Here is an 18,677-nt window from a genome sequence, read left to right as displayed (position 1 = left end):
CGAGATGAAACAGGACAGTGTCATTGCCCTCCATCCGGATGACCGTTCCACGCATACGGCCGAAATCATGCGGCGCTTCAACGACGTGTTCCAGCTACACGATCCGTCGGCACTCCCCGCATTGGTCGCCGAGCAGTGCGTGATCGAAAACACCGGCCCGGCACCGGATGGCGCCCGTCACGCCGGCCGGGAGGCCTGCGTCCAGCTGTGGTCGGCGATCGCCACGCAGCCGGGCACGCGTTTCGACCTCGAGGAGACATTCGTTGCCGGTGAACGGGCGACGATCCGTTGGCGCTACTGGCTCGCCGACGGCAACTCCGTCCGCGGCGTCAATCTGATGCGCGTCGAGAACGGGCTGATCGTCGAGGCGATGGGATACGTCAAGGGATAGTCGCCCTCGCCCGGTGCCGCTACCGGTCCGCCAGGGCCAGCTTGGCGCCAAGCATGACGAAGGCGCCGGCGAAGGTACGGCGCATCCAGGTCAGCACCATTGGCCGCGACACGACATGGGTGCGGATCGAGGCAGCGAAGATGCCGTAGCCGACAAAAACGACGAAGGTCAAAAGCATGAAGACGCCGCTCAGCTCCAGCATCTTTGATAGCGCGTGCGGCTCGGTGGTGCTGACGAACTGCGGCAGGAAGGCAAAGAAGAAGATCGACAGTTTCGGATTGAGCACGTTGACGAGCACGCCGGTGGCAATCACCTTGCCAGCCGAACGCGGCGCGACATTGTCCTCGACGCTCAGGCCGCCCTTCTCCTTCAGCGTGTTCCAGGCCATGTAGAGCAGATAGGCGACGCCGATATATTTCAGCGTCTCGAAGGCGACCGCGCTGGTGTGCAGCAGCGCCGCCAGGCCGGTGATGGCGGCCGCCATATGCGGGATGATGCCGAGGGTGCAGCCGAAGGCTGCAATGATGCTGGCGCGGGCGCCGCGCGAAAGGCCGGCGCTCAGCGTGTAGAGAACGCCGGTGCCCGGCGAGGCCACGACGATCAGCGACGTCAACAGGAATTCGATGCTCAAGGGATGATCCTCCACGGCCCTGCCCTCTCGCAGCGTAGCCAGCAAGGGCTGCGAGCACAACCATTGGCAGTCTTTGCTAATGCATGTCGCCCAAAAGTGCGCAGCGTTTTTTGGGGACAGCGACATGCACAAAACAAGGGCTTGAACCGCGTCGACTGTTAAACGCGATGCGACTTAAGTCGTCGGCAATCCATGCGCGTGGCGCGCCATCAGGCAATCATCGTCGCCCGGCATGCAGGCGCGGCAGACATCCGGGCGGACCTCGTAAATGCCGCAAGCGGTCGACTTGCCGACTTCGCCGGACAGCGCCGAGCAGCGCACGCCCTCGCAGCGCATGCCGGATTCGTTGGCTGCTACGTATTTCGCCGGGATGCGGTCGAGCTGCGCGTCATCCTCGGTGGAAAAACGCGGCCACTCCGCCGAATAGGAACAGCAGGCGCCGCAGCTCTGGCAGTCGAAGAGAGCAGCGGTGCTCAGTTGCGACGACGAAAGGCTTGCGGCGGCCACCAGGGCGAACAACCCCGGCGCGGCGGGATTACGATCAGCGTCTTGCGGCAAGGCGCTATTTCTTCTTGCCCGTCTTGCCCTTCGGCGAATCCACCGGCGACTTGAACAGATCGGTCGCGGTCTCGGCGGTATCAGCGGTTTTCGGTGCGGCAACCGGCTTGGCCGGCTTTGCAGCGACAGCGGGAGTTGCCGGCTGGTGCTTGGCGGAGAATTTTATGGCCATGTCAGTCCTCGTCGACGAAACGCGATGATGGCGCGCGCGGATTGCGCAAGCGGCCGATCAGCGCCGAAACCGCGGTGATGTTCATTTCCTCGGGCGACCAGTTCTTTACCGCCTCGATGTGGTGAGGCGCCAGTTCGCGATGCGTGCTGCCGCTGTAGGCGGCGTCCTGGTGGGTCACCCGCTCATGGGTCTTGGCATCTTCGCGGACATATTCGATCAGATAGTTCGGGCATTCGGCGCGACCGCGTACACCGAGCCGCACCTGTGCATCGCCATGGGCGCGTTTGCAGCGCTCCAGCTTTTCCAGCACCCGGCGTACATATTCGACTGGCTTGTTGAGGCCTTCGACCACGTCGGCAATCGTCGAGTCGGCGGCGATCATCTTTGGAGGCACGCGCTTGGTGGCCATCAGCGTCTTCCGGCTCGCTTTGGCAAGGCCGCAAGCGCCGCGGCCGCGGCCATCTCGTCAGCCTCCTTCTCCAGGCGCTGTTCACGCAGGCGCGCGGTCTTGGCTTCCCGTGCCTCGCTGACGGCATCGCGTTCGGAAATGATGCGGTTGAGCGACATCGACTGGGTTCGCGTCTTGCTGAACAGGGACACGGGCTGATCGACGGCTGGCTTTGAACTGGTGGTCAAAATCTTTCTCCTGTCAGGAGTCTGGTGCCGATAGGACGAGACCGGGTCGTCGGTGAGACCACGCACAAAGAAATACGGCAGCGGATTCAAGTTGCTGGAGCGTTCCCTTAGCACGTTCCGGCCAAGGTGCAGCGCACTTTCGGCGGCAAGAAACACAAAATGAAAAAGGCCAGGCACCGCCTGACCTTCCGTGGGAGCTCCGCGCACCCAGATGGATGCAGACGGCACGCTCCTCTCATGCGCATGACATGCCGTGGAAACTCAGGTCTCCGCGGCCATGCGCCCGAATTCGCCATTCACCAGTGCCAGTACATCCGTGGTCACCGGGAAGGCTGAATTCTTTCTTTAGGCCGCCTTCAACTGGTCGGCGGACATTTTGCCCGACTTGTTGTCGCGGACCATCTCGTAGCCGAGCTTCTGGCCCTCGACGATGTCGCGCATGCCGGCGCGCTCTACGGCCGAGATGTGAACGAAAACGTCGGCCGAGCCGTCGTCAGGCTGAATAAAACCAAAACCTTTGGTGGCGTTGAACCATTTAACTGTGCCGGTGCTCATGACGAACCCTTTCCATGGCAAATATTCGTTCGCCGTCATGCGGATGCACAACGTCGTTTGTCTCGATTTTTGATGTGGGAAGTTCGTCAAAGGCGCGCTGCAAAGCGCGGATAACAAAAGTCAGTCAAACAAATATCGACAGAGGTCTTTTATGCTCCTAATGCCGCCTTGTCAATTCTTAGTTTGATCCGCGCTTTGCACTCACATTATCGAAGGCGCAGCATGAAGCGCAGGCTTTTAAAAAAATTTCGACATGCCGGGGAACCATTTCGGAACACGCGCATTTTATGATTGTCGTCAGCAGTTCACGAGAGCAATCGAAGGAAAGGCTAACGGCAAAGACGCCCCCGCACTATAATAGGTGCGAGGGCGTTTTCTTTTGGTGCTCCGAACCTCACATCACAGCCGTCATCATCGGCAGGATTTCGTAGCGAAAGCCCAACCCTGAACGAACCGTCGGGTCCGCGTCGGTCAGCGCCCGGACGGCGGCCTCATCGTTGGCGCGCACGATGCCAAGCCCCCAGGGGCCGGCAGGATCGGCAACCGGCCCGAACAGGATGACACCTCCCTCGCCCAACTTACCGCGCAGATAGTCCGAATGCTGTTTCATCAGCGCCTTTTCCGCATCGGTCAAGGTGAAAGCAAAGTCTGGCCGCGGCGGGATCAACCGGCAGTGGAACACTCTCTGCGGCTTGCTGCCTACCCCATCGGACAGGAAGGTGGCCAGCCAACCGAGCACACGCTCCCAGCCGAAGCCGTGATCGCGGCAGGCGCCTTCGCGAGCGCCGAAGCCCTCGTGGCGTAGTGTCAGCCGCGTTCCGGCCTCGACCGCCTCGAGGGTATAGGTGACGGTGGTGACGTTGTCGCCGTCCCATGGTGCTTTCCATGTCAGTACCAGAAGGTGCGGCGGCTCGACCTTGAGATACTCCCCCTGGACATGAAACTCCCGGCCGTCGACGCCCTTGCCTTCCGATCGCCACGCCCCGCCCGGCCGCACGTCGGCAGTATGTTTCGTCGTCCGGTAAAGTTCGTCCGATCCCCACCAGAGCGGTATCTGGTCATCCGCCGTCAACGCACGAAACACCCGCTCGGGAGGCACCGCGATCGTCACCGTGGCGAGAATCGTGCCCACCGACACGTCAGCGATAGCGCGAGGTCCATCATTGATCGCCATCATTCGTTCTCCAGGTAGGATTTCAGATTGCCGAGGCTCGCTTGCCAGAAATCGCGATAGGGCAAGATCCAGTCGGCCACGTCCTTCAATTCCGCCGGTTCCAGACGATAGAGCCGCTCGCGGCCATGCCTCTGTTCGGACACGACCCGCAACTCACGCAGAATCCTGAGATGCTTGGAGATAGCGGGCCGGCTCTGTGAAAAGGCCGAGGCCAGTTCGTTGACCGGCGCCGGCCCCTGCCGCAAGCGGTCGAGAATGGCGCGACGGGTCGGATCGGCAATGGCGCGGAAGACGGAATGGTCGGATTGAGCTTGCGGCATAATACGTATCCATTTGGTTACGTATTATGCCTGTCCTTGGCTTTCGTCAACTCCGGGACAGTTGGAGCTAGCGCTCCTGGTCGGTCGGCCTGATGACGATCTCGTTGACGTTGACGCGAGCCGGCTGACTGACCGCGTACAGGATGGAGGCGGCAATATCCTCGGCGGTCAGCGCTTCCATGGTGGCGAGGCGCTGATCGAGCCCCGCTTTCGAGGCAGCGTTGGTGATGTGATCGCCAAGCTCGGTGCGTACCAGTCCGGGTTCGATGACGGTGACGCGGACCTTGTCGGCATAGACTTCACGGCGCAGCGACTCGGAAAAGCCGACGACGCCGAACTTGGTCGCCGCATAACCACTGGCACCGGGATTGGCAACGCGGCCGGCAACCGACGAGACGTTGACGATATGACCCTTTGCGGCCCTGAGATGCGGCAGCGCCGCCTTGGTGACGCCCATCAGCGCCAGCAGGTTGAGTTCCACCATCTGGCGCCAGTCGTCGAGCGTCGCCTCGGCGGCCGGCGACAGAAGCATCACCCCGGCATTGTTGACGAGAATGTCGAGCCGGTCCCATTCGGCCACCACCTTGCCGATCATGGCGGTGACATCGTCATTGTTGGTGACGTCGGCCTCGATTCGCAGCGCCATGCCGCCGGCCGTTTCAATGCGCGCCGCCAGCGCCTCGAGTCGATCGGCACGGCGGGCGGCGATCGCCACCTTTGCCCCGGCAGCGGCCAGCGCCGCAGCCGTGGCCTCGCCGATACCAGACGAAGCGCCCGTGACGAGGGCGATCTTGCCGGCAAGTGTAGAAGAAACAGCCATTGCGACATCTCCAAAAGACGCTGCCCCGATGCCCTTAGATAGGCCGCCCGCGACCTCCTGGAAGCCCGCTTCGCAGTCAGACCTTATTCGTCGGGGCCTGGCTCGGGCCAGGTTTCCTTGGCAGCTTCGGCATACCAAAGCCGCATCGCGGGTGTTGAAAGCACGGCATCGACATAAGCACGGGTATCGGGCGCCAGCGTGCCGCCATAGGTGTCGAACCGAGTGACGACCGGCGCATACATGGCATCGGCCGCGGTGAAATGACCGAACAGGAACGGACCGCCCTTGCCGTATTTTTCGCGACACTCGCGCCACAGCGCCTCGATGCGCGCCCGCTGCGCCTCGCCTTCGACGTCGAGCGGCTTGTGGCCCTTCGGTCGCCGCAAATTCATCGGCCAGCCATAACGCACCTCGCGGAAGCCGGAATGCATCTCGGTCGCCGCCGAACGCGCCAGCGCGCGGGCGCCGATATCAGCCGGCCAGAGATTTTTGTCGGGAAACAGATCGGCAAGATATTCAAGGATGGCAAGGGTTTCCCAAACGATCCTTCCATTGTGATTCAACACAGGCACCTGGCCGGTCGGCGACACCTTTGCCAGGTTGGCGGCCGTCTCAGGCGTACGCAGCCGTACAAGACTTTCCTCGAACGGTATCTCCAGATGTCTCATCGCCACCCATGGCCGGAGCGACCATGACGAAAAGCATTTGTTGCCGATGTAGAGCTTGAATTCCGCCAAGATGGCCTCCCCAAGATTTCGTCACATCAATCATTTGCGGCCTGGCAGCGGCCCTTGCGCCGCCGCCGGAGAAGGCGAGGCCAACGACGGTCGAGCCATCGTCGCCCGGATCGGGAATGAAGGTCGGCGAAGGGTGGCCTGCTCCAGATGTCAAAACATTGATCGGCCCGACATCGTCGGCGACACAGCCGGCCGCCAGCAGAGTGACCGCGATCACAAAGGCAAGACGAAGACGCATCGAATACCCCGGGCAGCCCTCACATCCGGCCCGCGCGGAACCTAGCCGCATTGCTCTGCCTTAGGCAACCAGTCGCGCGGCGGCAAATTGCGAGTGTTCGGAACCTAACAGGGTCAGGCCCGTTCTTGTCGGCGAATGAAAATCCCGGGAGATGCGCAAATGGTGAACAAGGATCAGGTCGCGGGCGTGGCCAAGCAGGTCAAGGGCTCGGTCAAGCAGGCCGCCGGCAAGGCGACCGGCAACAGACAGACCCAGGTGGAAGGCGCGGCCGACAAGATCGCCGGCAAGGTGCAGAAGGCCTATGGCGACGTGAAGGAAAAGGTCAAGAAGGCGCTCTGAACCCCAGCGAGGACTGCTTTCTTCCAAAGGGAAAAGCGGCCGCCAAGGTCGCCTTTTTCATGTGCTCCAGCCCTTGCTGAAAGCATTGGTGAAGACGATCTCGCCGTGGTCGCCCGTCGCCTCGCCCAGCGCCACGTCCATGCCGTCGCTGGTCACCCTGACCACGGCGAATCCACCCATATAGGCAGCCTTCGGCTTGAACAGGTCGAGCCCGTCACGGCGGTAGATCAGCGGCGTGTCGTGCTGGTGGCCGTGGAAGATGCCGGCGATGTTGTAACCCTTCAGCGCCGCCAGCAGCGCCTGCCGATCGGCCTCGCTCCACCAGTGCGGCGCGCCGGCGCCGTCATCGTCGTAGACCCTTTTGGCGGCATCCCACCGTTCTATCGAGAACTTGTCCCAGCCATAGTGCTGGAACAGTATCACCGGGCGCCCATCCGCCGCATAGGTCGCCAGATCCTGTTTCAGCCAGGGCAGGCTCGAGTCGGCGCCATGGCCGGTATCCCCGGCGAAACGATGCGTCTGGACGAGATGCAGGCCGCCCCAGTCCCATGAATAGCAATCGGTGTCGACGTCGTAGTCGGTGGCAGGGACCGGCGGCTTGAAGAACACACCGGCGCGGTGATTGACCTCGACATAGTCGCGCAGTTCGCGCCGGTACCAGTCGACATGATGGGGCGGTCCGTTCTGGTCGAGATCATGATTGCCAAGCCCGATATAGACCGGCATGTGCACGCGATCGGGGCCGACGCCTTGCTGATAGCGCTGACTGAACTGGAGAAGCTGCGTGCCCTCGCTCGGCTGGGTGATCTGGCCGCCACCGTCGTCGGTCATGTCGCCGCCGACGACAAGGCCGAGCGGCGCGCCGATCCGGCTGCCGGCCGAACGCAGGCCGGTGGCGACGCCGCCAATCTCGACCGGCCAATCCTTGTCGCCGATGCCGTTGAGCGCCGCAACATTGCGCAGCAATGCGGCGTCGGTCTTGCCTTCCTGCTGGCAGTTGGGACTCAAGCCGCTTGCCATGCGGCAGGCATGGACATCGGCGATAAACAGGAAGGTGGCGTCGATGGGCTGAACGCGCTGCCCTGTCTGGCTGAGTGCCGGGCGCGAAAGCGCGCCAGTGACGGCGAAACCCGCAGCCTGCGCCAGGAAGCTGCGTCGGGAAAACAATCGAGGCGAACGGCAATCCATCATGACTTGAATTTCAGCATGGAGACCGGCCAGCCGTCCAGCGCGTCTCATCGCCGCCGTCATCGACATGGTCCCACGGGTCTGGCATGTTCCCCCCTCAACTTGTGCGAGCATTGAGAGGACAAGATGAGAACGGCCTTTACCGGCATGATGTTGACCGCGATGCTGACCTCGAGCGCCGCGCATGCCGCTGGTTGCATCGACGCGAAGTCCGCCAAGAATGGTTTCGTTCTGGCGAGGCCCGGAATTCAGAGCGAGTTCCGGCCTGTGGCCGGCGGAATGGTTTCCGTCGTCAACACATACGAGTCGCAATCGCCGCAGACCCAGTTCCTCTTTGCCGGCCTGATCGAGGTGTTTCGCGACAGCGACACCGGCCGGCTGGCGATGATCCCGTTTTCCGATCTCAGAAAACTGTTTCCGCTGAAGACAGGCGCCAAGAGCACAATAGAGTTCGTCGAGCTGTCGCCGGACAAACAGCCGAAAAGCACCAAGACGCTGACCCTTGTCGTCAAGGGCAAGGAGACGTTCAGCCTGGGCGACTGCAAATACAATGTGCTGGCCGTCAACGAGACCTTCAAGAACGGGTCCGGCGAGACGCTGGATGCGTTCACCGCGCTCTATGCGCCGGACCTGCAAGCTGCGCTGGCCAGACGCTACGATGAAGGCACTAGCGCGCAATCGGTGAACGGCTACGAGACGATCAAGCCACTGGCTGAGTAGAGACACTAAAGCGGCTTGGACGGAAGTTCGCAAGCAGCGGATTCTCAGTGCCGCTGGCGATCTCGCCGGCAAGCAGTTCGCCCGCGATCAGGCCAAGCGTTGCGCCACTGTGGCTGAAGGCGACGTAGTATCCCTCGATGTCCTTCAGCTGGCCGAATACCGGCTCGCCGTCTCCGGGAATCGGCTTGGGGCCAACACCGTAGCTTTCCAATTCCAGCTTCGGATGGCCATCGAGAACCTTCGAGGCTTCGTCGAGAAGCCCCTGAACGGTCGAATCCTTCACGCCATAAGTACCGTCCGAATTGACGACCACCTCTTCTTCCGACCAGGCGGAATCGAGCGCGAGGGCTCCGTCCGGTGTCGGGCGGATGGCGACGCGCGGCGTGTTGAGCACGGCCCGAAGAGGCAAGCTCACCTGCTTGGTCCTGACCAGCAGCGCGATCGGCGTCCCATCGGCGATATACTGGCCGGAGTCCGCAACCATTCGCGGCACATCACCGCCGGTCGCCAGCAGTACCGCGTCGGCAGCAAAGCTGATGCCGCTTGTCGTGGTGACGCCAGTGGCACGACCGTTGACGACCGTGACCGCGGCGCTTCCGGCATCGGTGACCAGTTGTCCGCCACGCTCCACGAATTCCGCAATCAATATCTCGATCAGCCGCGGCAGGTCGACCCAGCCTTCGCCCGGATTGAAGATCGCGCCCTGATGCGTGACAGCGCTTGCAGCGATACCCGGCGTGGCTGAAGCTATCGCGGCTGCGGACAGATGTTGCGCATCGTAGCCAAGGGCTTTTTCATGGGCGAAGACGTCCGCGATCTCATTCGAGGCGTCGTCCGCATCCCATGTCAGGCCGCCGTCGAAACGCAGCCAGTCGGCATCCGGATATCGCGCCGACAGCGTCCGGTAGCGGTCGATGCCGATCATGCGCAGGCGATGATACTCAGCCGACCGCCTGCGCGCGGAATTGAGCCAGGCGAGCGAGCGCCCGGAAGCTCCCTTGGCGAGCGGTCCATCATTGACCAGGACGGTTTCGATACCGAGCCTTGCAAGATGAACGGCCGAGGAGACACCGAAAATGCCGCCTCCGACAACAACGACCTTTGAGACCGAAGGGAATGTAGCCATGGGATATTCTTTCACTGTGTGGAGGTTGGATTGGACGGCCGGGGCGAAGGCGTCTTGGTTTCCATGCGTCTCGGGGGCCGTGCGATGGTGATCAAAGCACTTCGGCAAGGAAGTGCTTCAGACGCGGGCTTTTCGGAGTGTCGAAGATCGCAGCAGGCGTGCCGACCTCGATGACGCGGCCTTCGTCCATGAAGACGACCTGATCGGCGACCTTGCGGGCAAAGCCCATTTCATGGGTCACGACGACCATCGTCATGCCGCGCCGGCCGAGGTCCGCCATCAGGTTGAGAACGCCCTTCACCAGTTCTGGATCGAGAGCGCTCGTCACCTCGTCGAAGAGGATAACCTCCGGGTCCATTGCAAGCGCACGGGCGATTGCCACACGCTGCTGCTGGCCACCAGAAAGACTGCCGGGACGATGGTGTTTGCGGGCGGCAAGGCCAACATCGGCGAGGCGCGCCTCGCCGATGCGCTCGGCCTCCTGCACCGGCATGCCCTTGACCTTGGTCAGCGACAGCATGACGTTTTCCAGGGCTGTATGGTCCGGAAACAGGTTGAAATGCTGGAATACCATGCCGACACGGCGGCGCAGTTTTTCAGGCTTCATCGCCAGGATACTCGCGCCATCGAGCAGCACGTCGCCGCCTTTGGGCTCGACCAGCCGGTTGAGGCAGCGCAACAGGGTCGACTTGCCCGAACCTGACGGACCAATGACGCATGTGACCGTGCCCGGATTGACCGTCAGGCTGACGCCCTTGAGGACATCGAGATCGCCGTAGGCCATGTCGAGATCGGTGATGGCGAGACTGCCGCCCTTGAACCGGTGAAGTGCCGAGTTGCCTTCAGGACTGGTCTCCGAAGGTGGACTGCCGACGGCGCTTTCCAATTCGCTCACCTCGGCAAGGCCGCTGGCGACGAGGCCGGCCTTTTGCTTTCCGACCCGCAGCGAGTTGTCGATGTAATTGACCACATGGGTCAACGGCACGGTGATGACGAGATAGAACACGCCGGCCAGAAGCAATGGCGAGAGGTTTCCGGTGACCACCGCCTGGTCCTGACCGACGCGGAAAATCTCGCGCTCCGACGCGAGCAGACCGAGGAAATAGACAAGGCTCGAATCCTTGACGTTGCCGATGAACTGGTTGACCAGAGCCGGCAAGACGCGGCGGATGCCTTGCGGTATCACGATCAGGCGCATCCCCTGCCCGTAGCTCATGCTGAGCGCCCTGCAGGCTTCCATCTGCCCGCGCTCGACGCTCTGGATTCCCGAACGGAAGATTTCGCCGATGTAGGCGCCGGCGATCAGGCTGAGGGCGAGAATGCCGAGCGGATAGGGCGAAGGCCCGAAGATTTCACGGCCGATGCGGGCGAAGCCCTGGCCAATCAGCAGAATCGTGACGATCGCCGGAAGGCCACGAAAAACATCGGTGTAGATCCGGGCCGGAATGCGCAGCCAACGCGATTGCGAGATACCCATGACCGCAAGGATCATGCCGAGAATAACGCCAAGCACCGTGGAAGTGGCGGCGAGGATCAAGGTGTTCTTCAATCCGATGGTGATCATGCTCGGCAGCACGTCGGCCATGGCCTGCCAGTCGAGGAAACTGCGGCGCAAGTTTTCAAGCCAGTTCATTCGATCCCCTTTTCCATCGCGCTATTCGTGCCATCCGGAAATCAGGCGCAACAGCGTGTAGTTCTGCCGCCGGCCATCAAGGCCAGCGGCAGGCGCGGTTACTTCTTGGGGAGATACTGGTCAGGCATCGGCGAACCGGGGAACCACTTCTCGTAGAGCGTCTTCCAGGTGCCGTCCTGCATCGCCGCATGCAGGGCAGTGTTCAGCGCGTCGCGAAGCTTGTCGTTGCCCTTGCGCACGACGAAGCCTGCTGGCGCGTCGAAGGAAGGGATGTTAACTGCGATCTTCAAGTCCGGATAACGAACCCCATAGTCCTTGGCTGCCTCATAGTCGAGGAAATGAGCATCCACCGTGCCATTGTTGAGCGCCGAGACGGCCGAATTGTTGTCAGGAAATTTGACGAGATCCGTCCCGACAAAATTCTTCGCTGCATAGATTTCCTGCAGCGTACCCTGCACGACGCCAAGACGCTTGCCCTTGAGCCCGTCCGCCGAAGTTATCGCCTTGTCTGCGGTAAGCACCGACAGGTAGCCTGCGAGATAGCCGTCGGAAAAGTCGACGGTCTTCTTGCGCGCATCTGTCGTACCGATCGCCGCGACCGCCACGTCGAAACGCTCATTGGCAACCGAAGGCATCAGGGCCGAGAACTCCTGACCGGTGAAGATCACCTGATCCGGTTTGAATCCAAGGCGGCTCGCGACGTTCCGAAAGAGTTCAATATCGAACCCCGTGAACGTGCCATCCGCCTGAGTGAAAGCGTAGGGCTTCGCGTCTCCCATGGTCCCGACACTGATAACCTTCGCATCGATAAGGCCATAGGGATTGTCATCCGCCGCGGCAGCCTGTGAAATCAAACCTGCTCCGATGCACACAACCATAAGAGCCATTGCGCCGGCCTGGACCGGCGACATCAACGACTTGAGAATTCCAATCTTGCTCATGTCTTCTCTCCACTCTGAAGGTTTGTTCTTCTTTGGCATTTGCGTTGAGCCCGTAATTTCACGCCTCACATCGTTCGTCGCCGCTACAGCGGCTTGTACGGCAGGCTCCCATCACGCCTCTTGGCTCACGCATTTTTTAAAAGAGACCGGTCTCTTATTGCGTGAGACCGGTCTCTTTGATAATCGTTATCGCCAGATTGACCTTCCGTCAACAACTCTTGTAGTCGTTCGTCCAATGAAAAAAACCGCGCCCAAAACCCGGTCAATAACGGTCAGCGACGTCGCCCGCGCAGCAAACGTGTCGAAAGCGACAGCCGCGCGCGTGCTCGGCGGATACGGCGTCGTCAGCGATATGATCCGCACGGACGTCATGGCGGCGGCCAAAGCACTGGACTACCGTCCGAACGAACTGGCCCGCAGCATGACGACCGGCCGGTCCGGCATCATCGGGGTGGTTGTCGGTGACATCGAGAACCCGTTCTTCAGCCTCGCGGTGCGCGGCATCAGCGACGCGGCAAGAGCAGCCGGTTTCAACGTCATTCTGGCCAACTCCGGCGAGAGGATCGAGGTTGAAAAGGCAGCCGTGCGGCTGTTGATCGGCAAGCGCGTCGACGGGCTGATCGTCACGCCATCGGAATCGCGTGACATCTCCCACCTGCGCGACATCCATCGTTCAGGCCGGCCGCTTGCCCTGCTTGACCGGGCGCTGCCCGATCTGGATGTCGATACGGTCACGGTTGACGATCGCGGCATCGCCATGCGGGCGACCCGCATTCTTGCGGATGCCGGCCACCGCAACATCGCCTATGTGACCGCGGTCGACGCCGCAGGGCATGAATACCGCGATCTCGGGCAAATCTACACCTCGTCGGTTCGCGAGCGTATCGACGGTTTCCTCACCGTGTGCCGAGATGCCGGAATTGATCGGCCGGAAAATCATGTTCGCCTTGGTGCAACAAGCCCCGCCGAAACACGCAGGGTTGCCGACAAATTGCTGTCCGGACCAAATCGGCCGACGGCAATCCTCGCCTCCGACAGCGTCATAGCGTTGGAGATCTTCAAGGTGATCCGCCAGCGCGGCCTGCGGATTCCCGAGGACATTTCGCTGATCACCTTCCATGATGCGGACTGGACGAGCGTGACAACCCCGCCCATTACCGTCATCGACCAGCCCGTCTATGCGCTTGGCAAGAGTGTCGCGGAATTGCTCATCCGACGGTTGAAGGGAGATCCGCGCCCGGCAGAAAGGCTCATTCTGCCAACATCGATCGTCGAGCGCGGGTCTGTCGGCCCGCCCACGAACAGGGAGTTGTAGATGCCATTGTCAAGCGCGAGCAGCGCGGCCGCGATCTAGGTTTAACCCAGCGCCGCCAGGCAGTCGCGCAGCACCGTGGCGTCCTGCGCCGTCTTGGCCATCGACATGGCGCCGGAATAAGTGGCCACGGCGAGTGCTGCGAAGCGCTGCGGGTCGGTGCCTTGCTCCCTGCCCGCCCGCTGGTCGGCGCTGATCTTGTCTGCAATGGCCTGGCGCCACGCCGAGAAGATACCGGCAAGGGCGGCACGAAGATCCGGATCGGCCAGCGACAGTTCATGTGCCAGGTTGTTGAGCGGGCAGCCGCGCACGAAGCCCTGCTGCTCCAGTTGCGCCGCCACGGCCTCGAACACCGCTCGCACGCCCTCGCGCGCCGAAGCCGCCGCCAGCACCGGCGCGATCCAAGTCTCCTCGACCGCCGCCGCCACGCGCTCGTCGATCACCGCCAGCGCCAGCGCCTTCTTGGTCGGGAAATGGTGATGCAGCGCGCCACCGCTGACACCCGCCGCCGCCATCAGATCGCCGAGGCTGGAAGCATGATAGCCGCGTGCCTGAAACGACTCCTCGGCGACATCGAGCACTTTCCTGCGCATGCCTTCGGGGTCGTTGATGCGTTTACGTGCCGGAAGTTTTGGTTGAGCGGCAATCTCTGCTGACATCGCCGAACAATAGCATGTTGACAAAACAGGACAACCGGTCTGTTTATAAACAGGATGATCATCCTGATCTGGAGACTGTCGATGGACCTGCCTCGGAAAGCCACGCCGGAACCCGCAGTGTGCGCCTCACCCGTGGTCGAACTGAGGCAGTACACACTGAAGCCCGGCATGCGCGAGACACTCATCAACATCTTCGACGGCAAGCTGATCGAAGGCCAGGAAGAGGCCGGGATGACCATCATCGGCCAGTTCCGGGATCTCGATCGCCCGCACATGTTCGTCTGGCTGCGAGGCTTCGACGGCATGGATGCGCGTAAGGATGCGCTCGCCGCCTTTTACAGCGGGCCGGTCTGGGCGGCGCACAGCAATGCGGCCAACGCAACGATGATCGATTCAGACGATGTGCTGCTGCTGAAGCCTGCGTGGTTGGGCGGCGGCTTCGACCTCTCCGGTGCATCGCGGGCCGGCTTGCCTGCCGGCGCAAAACCAAGCCCGAACAAAGCTGTGGCTGGCATCGTTGTCCTCCGGATTCATCACTTGCGGCGCGGCACCGAAATCGGTTTCGCCAGTCGCTTCGAGGTCGAAATGGCGCCGCTGACGACGGCACCCGGTATACGCCACCTCGCCGCTTTCATCACGGAGCATGCCGAAAACAGCTTTCCGCGCCTGCCGATACGGGCCGGCGAGAACGTCTTCATTTCCGTCACCGGCTTCGACAGCGCCGAGGCGCATGCCAGCCATGAAGCCGCCCTCGCCGCCTCGCCGGCATGGCAGGCCTTTTGGCAGGTTTCGCGGCCTGACCTGACCAAACCAACAGCAACCTTGCGGCTATCGCCCACTTCGCGATCGTTGGTCGGGTGGAACGCTTAGCCTACAAAGGCTTCGATGACGGCCCTGGCGACAAGGGCCGGATCTTCCCAATGCGGGTTGTGGCCACAGTTCTCGGCTTGCACAAGGACGGCTTCCGGAAGAGCGCCCTGCAATACCTGCTGATGCGCCTTGCCGAACAGCGGATCGCGCGCGCCGGCGATGATCAGGGTTCGGGCCTGCACCGCTTGTGCCGCACCGGTCAGGTCGGCCTGACGAATTTCCTCCAGGATCGCGCGCCAGCGCGCCGCGGGCATTGCCGAGGCGTCTTTCGCCAGGCCAGCGAGAAAGGCCTGTGGCACGACAGGCAGGCAGGCATGCCACCAGTCGTAGAACGGATCGGTCGGAGATATCGGGTCGCGCAGGACCTGAACATTCGTGACCAGCGGATGATCCCGCCCGAAATCTGGCTTCAACGTGCCAGCCAGGACCACCAGCCCGCCGATAAGTTCGTCGTGCCGCGAAGCCAAAGCGATAGAAACCATGGCGCCCAGCGAATGGCCGATGACGACAGGCCGGTCTAGCCGCAGACGCCGGATCAGCCCGGCAATATCGTCGGCGAAGTCGGCGATGCCGCAACCCTTGCCGGCTTGCGAGGCGCCGTGGCCGCGCAGATCCGGCATGATCAGCCGGCGACCGGCTAGATGCGGCGCCAGCAGCGAAAAGCTGCGGCTGGTGTCGGTGAAGCCGTGCATCAACAGCAGCGCCGGCTCGGCGCCTGATATCTCGACATAGGCGATGTCGAGATCGCCAATATTGGCGAATTGCTTGCGGCCGGCCCAGGCGTCCTGCTCCGCCCAGGCATCGAGCGCGGCCGGTCTCACAGGCCGAGCTTTTCCTTGACCGCGGCAAGGCCGGGCTTGCCGTCGAATGTGGTGACGCCGGCGAGCCAGGCGTCGAGGCGGTTCTTGTTCAGCGTGATCGCCTTCAGCGCCCCGTCCTCCGGCTTCATGCCGTCATTGATCAGATAGCCCATGCCGACATTCTCGAAATCGATGTCGAAGGCGAGGTTCTCCAAGAGTTTCCCGACGTTCGGACATTGCTGCAGATAGCCTTTGCGCACTTGCGTGGCCACCGTCGCAGCACCGAAATTCGGACCGAAGAACTTGTCGCCGCCGGTCAGGTACTTGAAGTCGTACATGGTGTTCATCGGATGCGGCGCCCAGCCCTGGAAGACGATGAACTGCTTTTCCTTGATCTCATAGCCGACCTCCGACAGCATGCCGGCTTCGCTCGACTCGACCACATGCCAGCCGTCGAGGCCGAAGGCAGGATCGGCGATGGCGTCCATCATCAGCTGGTTGGAGCCGGGCTCGATGCCGTACATCTTCTTGCCGAATTTGTCGGCGAACTTGTGCAGGTCTGAGACGTCCTTGACGCCCGCTTCCCAGACATAGGTCGGCACGGCGAAGGTGTATTTGGCACCTTCGAGATTGAGGCGCACATTCTCGACCGAGCCGTCCTTCTTGTAGGGCTCGTAATAGGTGACCATTGCCGGATCCCAGTAGCCCAGGAACAGGTCGAGATCCCGGTTCTTCATGCCCTCGTAGATGACGTTGATGCCAAGTACCTCGCTTTGCGGCTGATAGCCGAGCGCTTGCAACAGCACATTGGCCACCCCGGTGGTGAAGGCAAGGTCGTTCCAGCCAGGTTCGGCCATGCGGACTGTCTTGCACTGCTCGGCCTCGGCCGCTTGAGCCGCGTGAGAGGCTAGCGCCAAGGCAGCGAGACAGACGCCATTTGCAAGGAAGCGGAACATTTCGGTTCTCCCCATAATTGTTAAATTGACCGATTGGTCTTTTTATTGTCCCATTGGTCAATTGTTGATCTAGGTGGACAAAAATGTCAACGTGGATTCGCATGCATGGATCGATCCGGTGAAACTCAAGCGTCTCAGTGACATACGCCGCAAGGAGCTGCGGCAGGCGGCCTTCGCGGTGCTGGAGCGCGAAGGCATTGCCGGCGCAACTCTGGAAAAGGTGGCCGCCCAGGCTGGCGCCTCGAAGGGCATCGTGCTGCACTATTTCCGCAACAAGCAGGAATTGTTCGAGCACGCGATGCGGGAGGCCAACGCCGTCCTGTGTAACGCGGTGGTCGCTCGGCTTCGTCAGGCGCGGACGCCGATGGAGCGCCTGGACGCGGTGATCGAGGGTAATTTCGAGGAGCATCTGTTCCAGCCTCCTCTCTGCCATGCCTGGCTATCGCTCTGCGCCGAGGTGCCGCGCGACGAGAAGCTGGCCCGTATCCAGAAGGTGATCCACGCGCGCATGCGCTCGAACCTGTTGTCCAGCCTGCACGGCCTTGCCTCGCCGAGGGATGCCAACGACATCGCACTTGGCGTCACCGCGCTGATCGATGGGCTTTGGCTGCGGCTCGGCCTGCAGCCGGGCAGCGTCTCGCGCGAACAGGCGATCCTTCAGGTCAAGAACTATGTCGCAGGACAGTTGGCCAGGAGGGAGCCGGTGACCGTCGGCGCGTAATCAGTCTCTGCTGACCGGCCGGTCGAATTTGATACCGTGCGACAGGCGCCCTATCACGCCGGTCAACCAGTCGCAGGCTTGCGCCGCTGGAGACCGGACTTCAGATTGCCGCCGGCTGCTATATGGCTTTCGAGCAGGCGGGCCCATGCCGCCACCGCCGCCGAACGCGTCAGGTGGGTTTGCGCGAAGCGCTGCGCTTCTCCTGCTATTTCGGCCTCCATCTTCGGATTGGCACGCAACCACTCGATGCGCTCGACCAGATCGGACATGTCACGTGCCACCGGGACATAGTGACGAAACGGCTCGATACTCTCGAAGAACCATTCCCGCCAGGGCCGGTCCTGCAACAGCACGACGCGTCTGGTGTGCAGCAGCATCTTGAAGCGGCCACTGTAGCCCGCACCCTCGACGTCGATCATGTATCGGTAGGTGGCGACCTGGTCTTCCATCGTCCTGAAGGTTGCCGAGTACCGATTGATGGCAACGTCGTAGTTTGGCTCGGTGTTGTACGCCTCCAAGAGATCGGGCCGGGCCGATGCGATCTCGACTATCCTTCTGCGGGCGCCATTCATGCAGCGCCCTGCCCAGAACAGCCTGTTATCGCGCGGCGGCTGTTCCGACGCAGCCGCCATCGCCCGTGTCTTTTGATCGTAGTCGTCGAACTTTGCGTCCGGCCAACCATCGAAAACGAAATCCGGCGCGGCCACTTCGCCATAGCCGTCCGCTTGGGAGAATGCGAAGCGAGTGCGGAAATAGCGATGCCTTCTACGGGACGGCGTATCGCCGAGGAGCATATGGAACGGCGGTACGCTGCGGACGCCAAGGGAAGCCAAGGCCTCGGCAACGAGCGTCAATACTTGCCTGTGCCTTTCAAGCCAGGCGGCGCGAGAGCGCACCGAGAGCCTTCCGTTGTCGAATCGGCAGTAGATCTCGCCTCGATTGAGCCCGGGCAGCAGGCGCCTCTCAACTTCGACAACATCGATCGGCAAGGGAAGCTTCTGGGTTCCCGTCTCAAGACGTACCATTTTCAACAATGCTCTTGCAGAAAGTATTTCGATTAGAAGCCCGCGTTGCCTGACTTAAACTTGCGCGCCCCCTCGATCAAGGCGGCTATCCTGTTCGCGCCCCAGATGCAAGCTGCGTCATCTGGCAATTCAACACACCATACGATTGGCAAGGA

Annotated in this window: 24 protein-coding genes and 1 pseudogene; 6 read left to right on the top strand and 19 right to left on the bottom strand. The window is 61.8% G+C overall.

The annotated features are described in order from the left end of the window. The first annotated feature begins 4 nt into the window (after window positions 1–4). On the top strand, window positions 5–391 hold the full coding sequence (locus BLS48_RS10510; RefSeq protein WP_091577353.1) for a nuclear transport factor 2 family protein: 387 nt from the start codon (window positions 5–7) through the stop codon (window positions 389–391). 19 nt (window positions 392–410) lie between these two features. On the opposite strand, the gene BLS48_RS10505 is transcribed toward BLS48_RS10510, so the two are convergent. The 11 genes and pseudogenes from BLS48_RS10505 to BLS48_RS36160 all read right to left on the bottom strand — a co-directional run. Continuing rightward, window positions 411–1,022, bottom strand: a complete 612-nt coding sequence (locus BLS48_RS10505; RefSeq protein WP_091577351.1) for a LysE family translocator — start codon at window positions 1,020–1,022, stop codon at window positions 411–413. Window positions 1,023–1,196: 174 nt separating this feature from the next. Further along, window positions 1,197–1,529 (bottom strand): YkgJ family cysteine cluster protein, encoded by a 333-nt coding sequence (locus tag BLS48_RS10500; protein ID WP_425284675.1) that lies wholly within the window; start codon window positions 1,527–1,529, stop codon window positions 1,197–1,199. A 55-nt stretch (window positions 1,530–1,584) separates the two neighbouring features. Next, window positions 1,585–1,752: a hypothetical protein gene (locus BLS48_RS10495; protein WP_091577348.1), complete on the bottom strand. Its 168-nt coding sequence runs from the start codon at window positions 1,750–1,752 to the stop codon at window positions 1,585–1,587. A gap of 1 nt (window position 1,753) precedes the next feature. Then, window positions 1,754–2,161: a hypothetical protein gene (locus tag BLS48_RS10490; protein ID WP_091577347.1), complete on the bottom strand. Its 408-nt coding sequence runs from the start codon at window positions 2,159–2,161 to the stop codon at window positions 1,754–1,756. Continuing rightward, window positions 2,161–2,388, bottom strand: a complete 228-nt coding sequence (locus tag BLS48_RS10485) for a hypothetical protein (RefSeq protein WP_091577602.1) — start codon at window positions 2,386–2,388, stop codon at window positions 2,161–2,163. The genes BLS48_RS10490 and BLS48_RS10485 overlap by 1 nt, the downstream gene beginning before the upstream one ends. A 345-nt stretch (window positions 2,389–2,733) precedes the next feature. Continuing rightward, window positions 2,734–2,943 carry a cold-shock protein gene (locus BLS48_RS10480; RefSeq protein ID WP_010915421.1) on the bottom strand — a complete coding sequence of 70 codons (210 nt, stop codon included), beginning with the start codon at window positions 2,941–2,943 and terminating at the stop codon, window positions 2,734–2,736. 394 nt (window positions 2,944–3,337) lie between these two features. Further along, entirely contained in the window at window positions 3,338–4,117 is a 780-nt protein-coding gene (locus tag BLS48_RS10475) for an SRPBCC domain-containing protein (protein ID WP_091577600.1), read from the bottom strand. Further along, window positions 4,117–4,437: an ArsR/SmtB family transcription factor gene (locus tag BLS48_RS10470; RefSeq protein ID WP_091577345.1), complete on the bottom strand. Its 321-nt coding sequence runs from the start codon at window positions 4,435–4,437 to the stop codon at window positions 4,117–4,119. The genes BLS48_RS10475 and BLS48_RS10470 overlap by 1 nt, the downstream gene beginning before the upstream one ends. 67 nt (window positions 4,438–4,504) lie before the next feature. After that, window positions 4,505–5,257 carry an SDR family NAD(P)-dependent oxidoreductase gene (locus tag BLS48_RS10465; protein ID WP_091577343.1) on the bottom strand — a complete coding sequence of 251 codons (753 nt, stop codon included), beginning with the start codon at window positions 5,255–5,257 and terminating at the stop codon, window positions 4,505–4,507. A gap of 83 nt (window positions 5,258–5,340) precedes the next feature. Beyond that, entirely contained in the window at window positions 5,341–5,994 is a 654-nt protein-coding gene (locus BLS48_RS10460) for a glutathione S-transferase family protein (RefSeq protein ID WP_091577342.1), read from the bottom strand. Window positions 5,995–6,037: 43 nt separating this feature from the next. Further along, window positions 6,038–6,232: pseudogene (locus BLS48_RS36160) on the bottom strand (patatin-like phospholipase family protein); the annotation flags it as partial. A 159-nt stretch (window positions 6,233–6,391) separates the two neighbouring features. On the opposite strand from BLS48_RS36160, the gene BLS48_RS10450 reads away from it, so the two are divergent. Continuing rightward, the gene (locus BLS48_RS10450) at window positions 6,392–6,571 is read left to right on the top strand and encodes a CsbD family protein (protein ID WP_091577340.1); all 180 of its coding nucleotides are present in this window, start codon (window positions 6,392–6,394) and stop codon (window positions 6,569–6,571) included. A 57-nt stretch (window positions 6,572–6,628) separates the two neighbouring features. On the opposite strand, the gene BLS48_RS10445 is transcribed toward BLS48_RS10450, so the two are convergent. Next, a complete protein-coding gene (locus BLS48_RS10445) occupies window positions 6,629–7,762 on the bottom strand; it encodes a metallophosphoesterase (protein ID WP_091577339.1) in 1,134 nt (377 codons plus the stop codon). Window positions 7,763–7,885: 123 nt separating this feature from the next. Between BLS48_RS10445 and BLS48_RS10440 the strand changes: the two genes are divergently transcribed. Then, the gene (locus BLS48_RS10440; RefSeq protein ID WP_091577337.1) at window positions 7,886–8,479 is read left to right on the top strand and encodes a hypothetical protein; all 594 of its coding nucleotides are present in this window, start codon (window positions 7,886–7,888) and stop codon (window positions 8,477–8,479) included. On the opposite strand, the gene BLS48_RS10435 is transcribed toward BLS48_RS10440, so the two are convergent. The 3 genes from BLS48_RS10435 to BLS48_RS10425 all read right to left on the bottom strand — a co-directional run bounded on the left by BLS48_RS10435 (window position 8,460) and on the right by BLS48_RS10425 (window position 12,179). Further along, on the bottom strand, window positions 8,460–9,605 hold the full coding sequence (locus tag BLS48_RS10435; protein WP_091577335.1) for an NAD(P)/FAD-dependent oxidoreductase: 1,146 nt from the start codon (window positions 9,603–9,605) through the stop codon (window positions 8,460–8,462). The genes BLS48_RS10440 and BLS48_RS10435 overlap by 20 nt on opposite strands. A 91-nt stretch (window positions 9,606–9,696) precedes the next feature. Beyond that, window positions 9,697–11,238, bottom strand: coding sequence for an amino acid ABC transporter permease/ATP-binding protein (locus BLS48_RS10430; RefSeq protein ID WP_091577334.1), 1,542 nt, complete (start codon window positions 11,236–11,238; stop codon window positions 9,697–9,699). A 98-nt stretch (window positions 11,239–11,336) separates the two neighbouring features. Next, complete coding sequence (locus BLS48_RS10425) at window positions 11,337–12,179, bottom strand: ABC transporter substrate-binding protein (RefSeq protein ID WP_091577332.1); 843 nt, start codon at window positions 12,177–12,179, stop codon at window positions 11,337–11,339. Window positions 12,180–12,414: 235 nt separating this feature from the next. Between BLS48_RS10425 and BLS48_RS10420 the strand changes: the two genes are divergently transcribed. Then, entirely contained in the window at window positions 12,415–13,494 is a 1,080-nt protein-coding gene (locus BLS48_RS10420) for a LacI family DNA-binding transcriptional regulator (protein WP_091577330.1), read from the top strand. 41 nt (window positions 13,495–13,535) lie between these two features. Here the strand turns inward: BLS48_RS10420 and BLS48_RS10415 are convergent, their stop codons facing one another. Continuing rightward, the gene (locus BLS48_RS10415; RefSeq protein ID WP_167365024.1) at window positions 13,536–14,084 is read right to left on the bottom strand and encodes a TetR/AcrR family transcriptional regulator; all 549 of its coding nucleotides are present in this window, start codon (window positions 14,082–14,084) and stop codon (window positions 13,536–13,538) included. 147 nt (window positions 14,085–14,231) lie between these two features. On the opposite strand from BLS48_RS10415, the gene BLS48_RS10410 reads away from it, so the two are divergent. Beyond that, on the top strand, window positions 14,232–15,020 hold the full coding sequence (locus tag BLS48_RS10410; protein WP_091577597.1) for an NIPSNAP family protein: 789 nt from the start codon (window positions 14,232–14,234) through the stop codon (window positions 15,018–15,020). Here the strand turns inward: BLS48_RS10410 and BLS48_RS10405 are convergent. Together BLS48_RS10405 and choX are read right to left on the bottom strand one after the other, a co-directional pair. Beyond that, the gene (locus tag BLS48_RS10405; RefSeq protein ID WP_091577328.1) at window positions 15,017–15,841 is read right to left on the bottom strand and encodes an alpha/beta fold hydrolase; all 825 of its coding nucleotides are present in this window, start codon (window positions 15,839–15,841) and stop codon (window positions 15,017–15,019) included. The two genes, BLS48_RS10410 and BLS48_RS10405, sit on opposite strands and share 4 nt — an antisense overlap. Continuing rightward, window positions 15,838–16,776: a choline ABC transporter substrate-binding protein gene (gene choX, locus BLS48_RS10400; protein WP_091577327.1), complete on the bottom strand. Its 939-nt coding sequence runs from the start codon at window positions 16,774–16,776 to the stop codon at window positions 15,838–15,840. The genes BLS48_RS10405 and choX overlap by 4 nt, the downstream gene beginning before the upstream one ends. A gap of 118 nt (window positions 16,777–16,894) precedes the next feature. On the opposite strand from choX, the gene betI reads away from it, so the two are divergent. Further along, window positions 16,895–17,497 carry a choline-binding transcriptional repressor BetI gene (betI, locus tag BLS48_RS10395; protein WP_091577595.1) on the top strand — a complete coding sequence of 201 codons (603 nt, stop codon included), beginning with the start codon at window positions 16,895–16,897 and terminating at the stop codon, window positions 17,495–17,497. A 62-nt stretch (window positions 17,498–17,559) separates the two neighbouring features. Here the strand turns inward: betI and BLS48_RS10390 are convergent, their stop codons facing one another. Further along, entirely contained in the window at window positions 17,560–18,522 is a 963-nt protein-coding gene (locus tag BLS48_RS10390) for a glycosyl transferase family 90 (protein ID WP_091577325.1), read from the bottom strand. Window positions 18,523–18,677: the final 155 nt, after the last annotated feature.

The organism is Mesorhizobium qingshengii (assembly GCF_900103325.1).
Lineage (GTDB): Bacteria > Pseudomonadota > Alphaproteobacteria > Rhizobiales > Rhizobiaceae > Mesorhizobium > Mesorhizobium qingshengii.
Note: the sequence above shows the minus strand (reverse complement) of the source record. Positions and strands in the feature narration are given on the sequence as shown.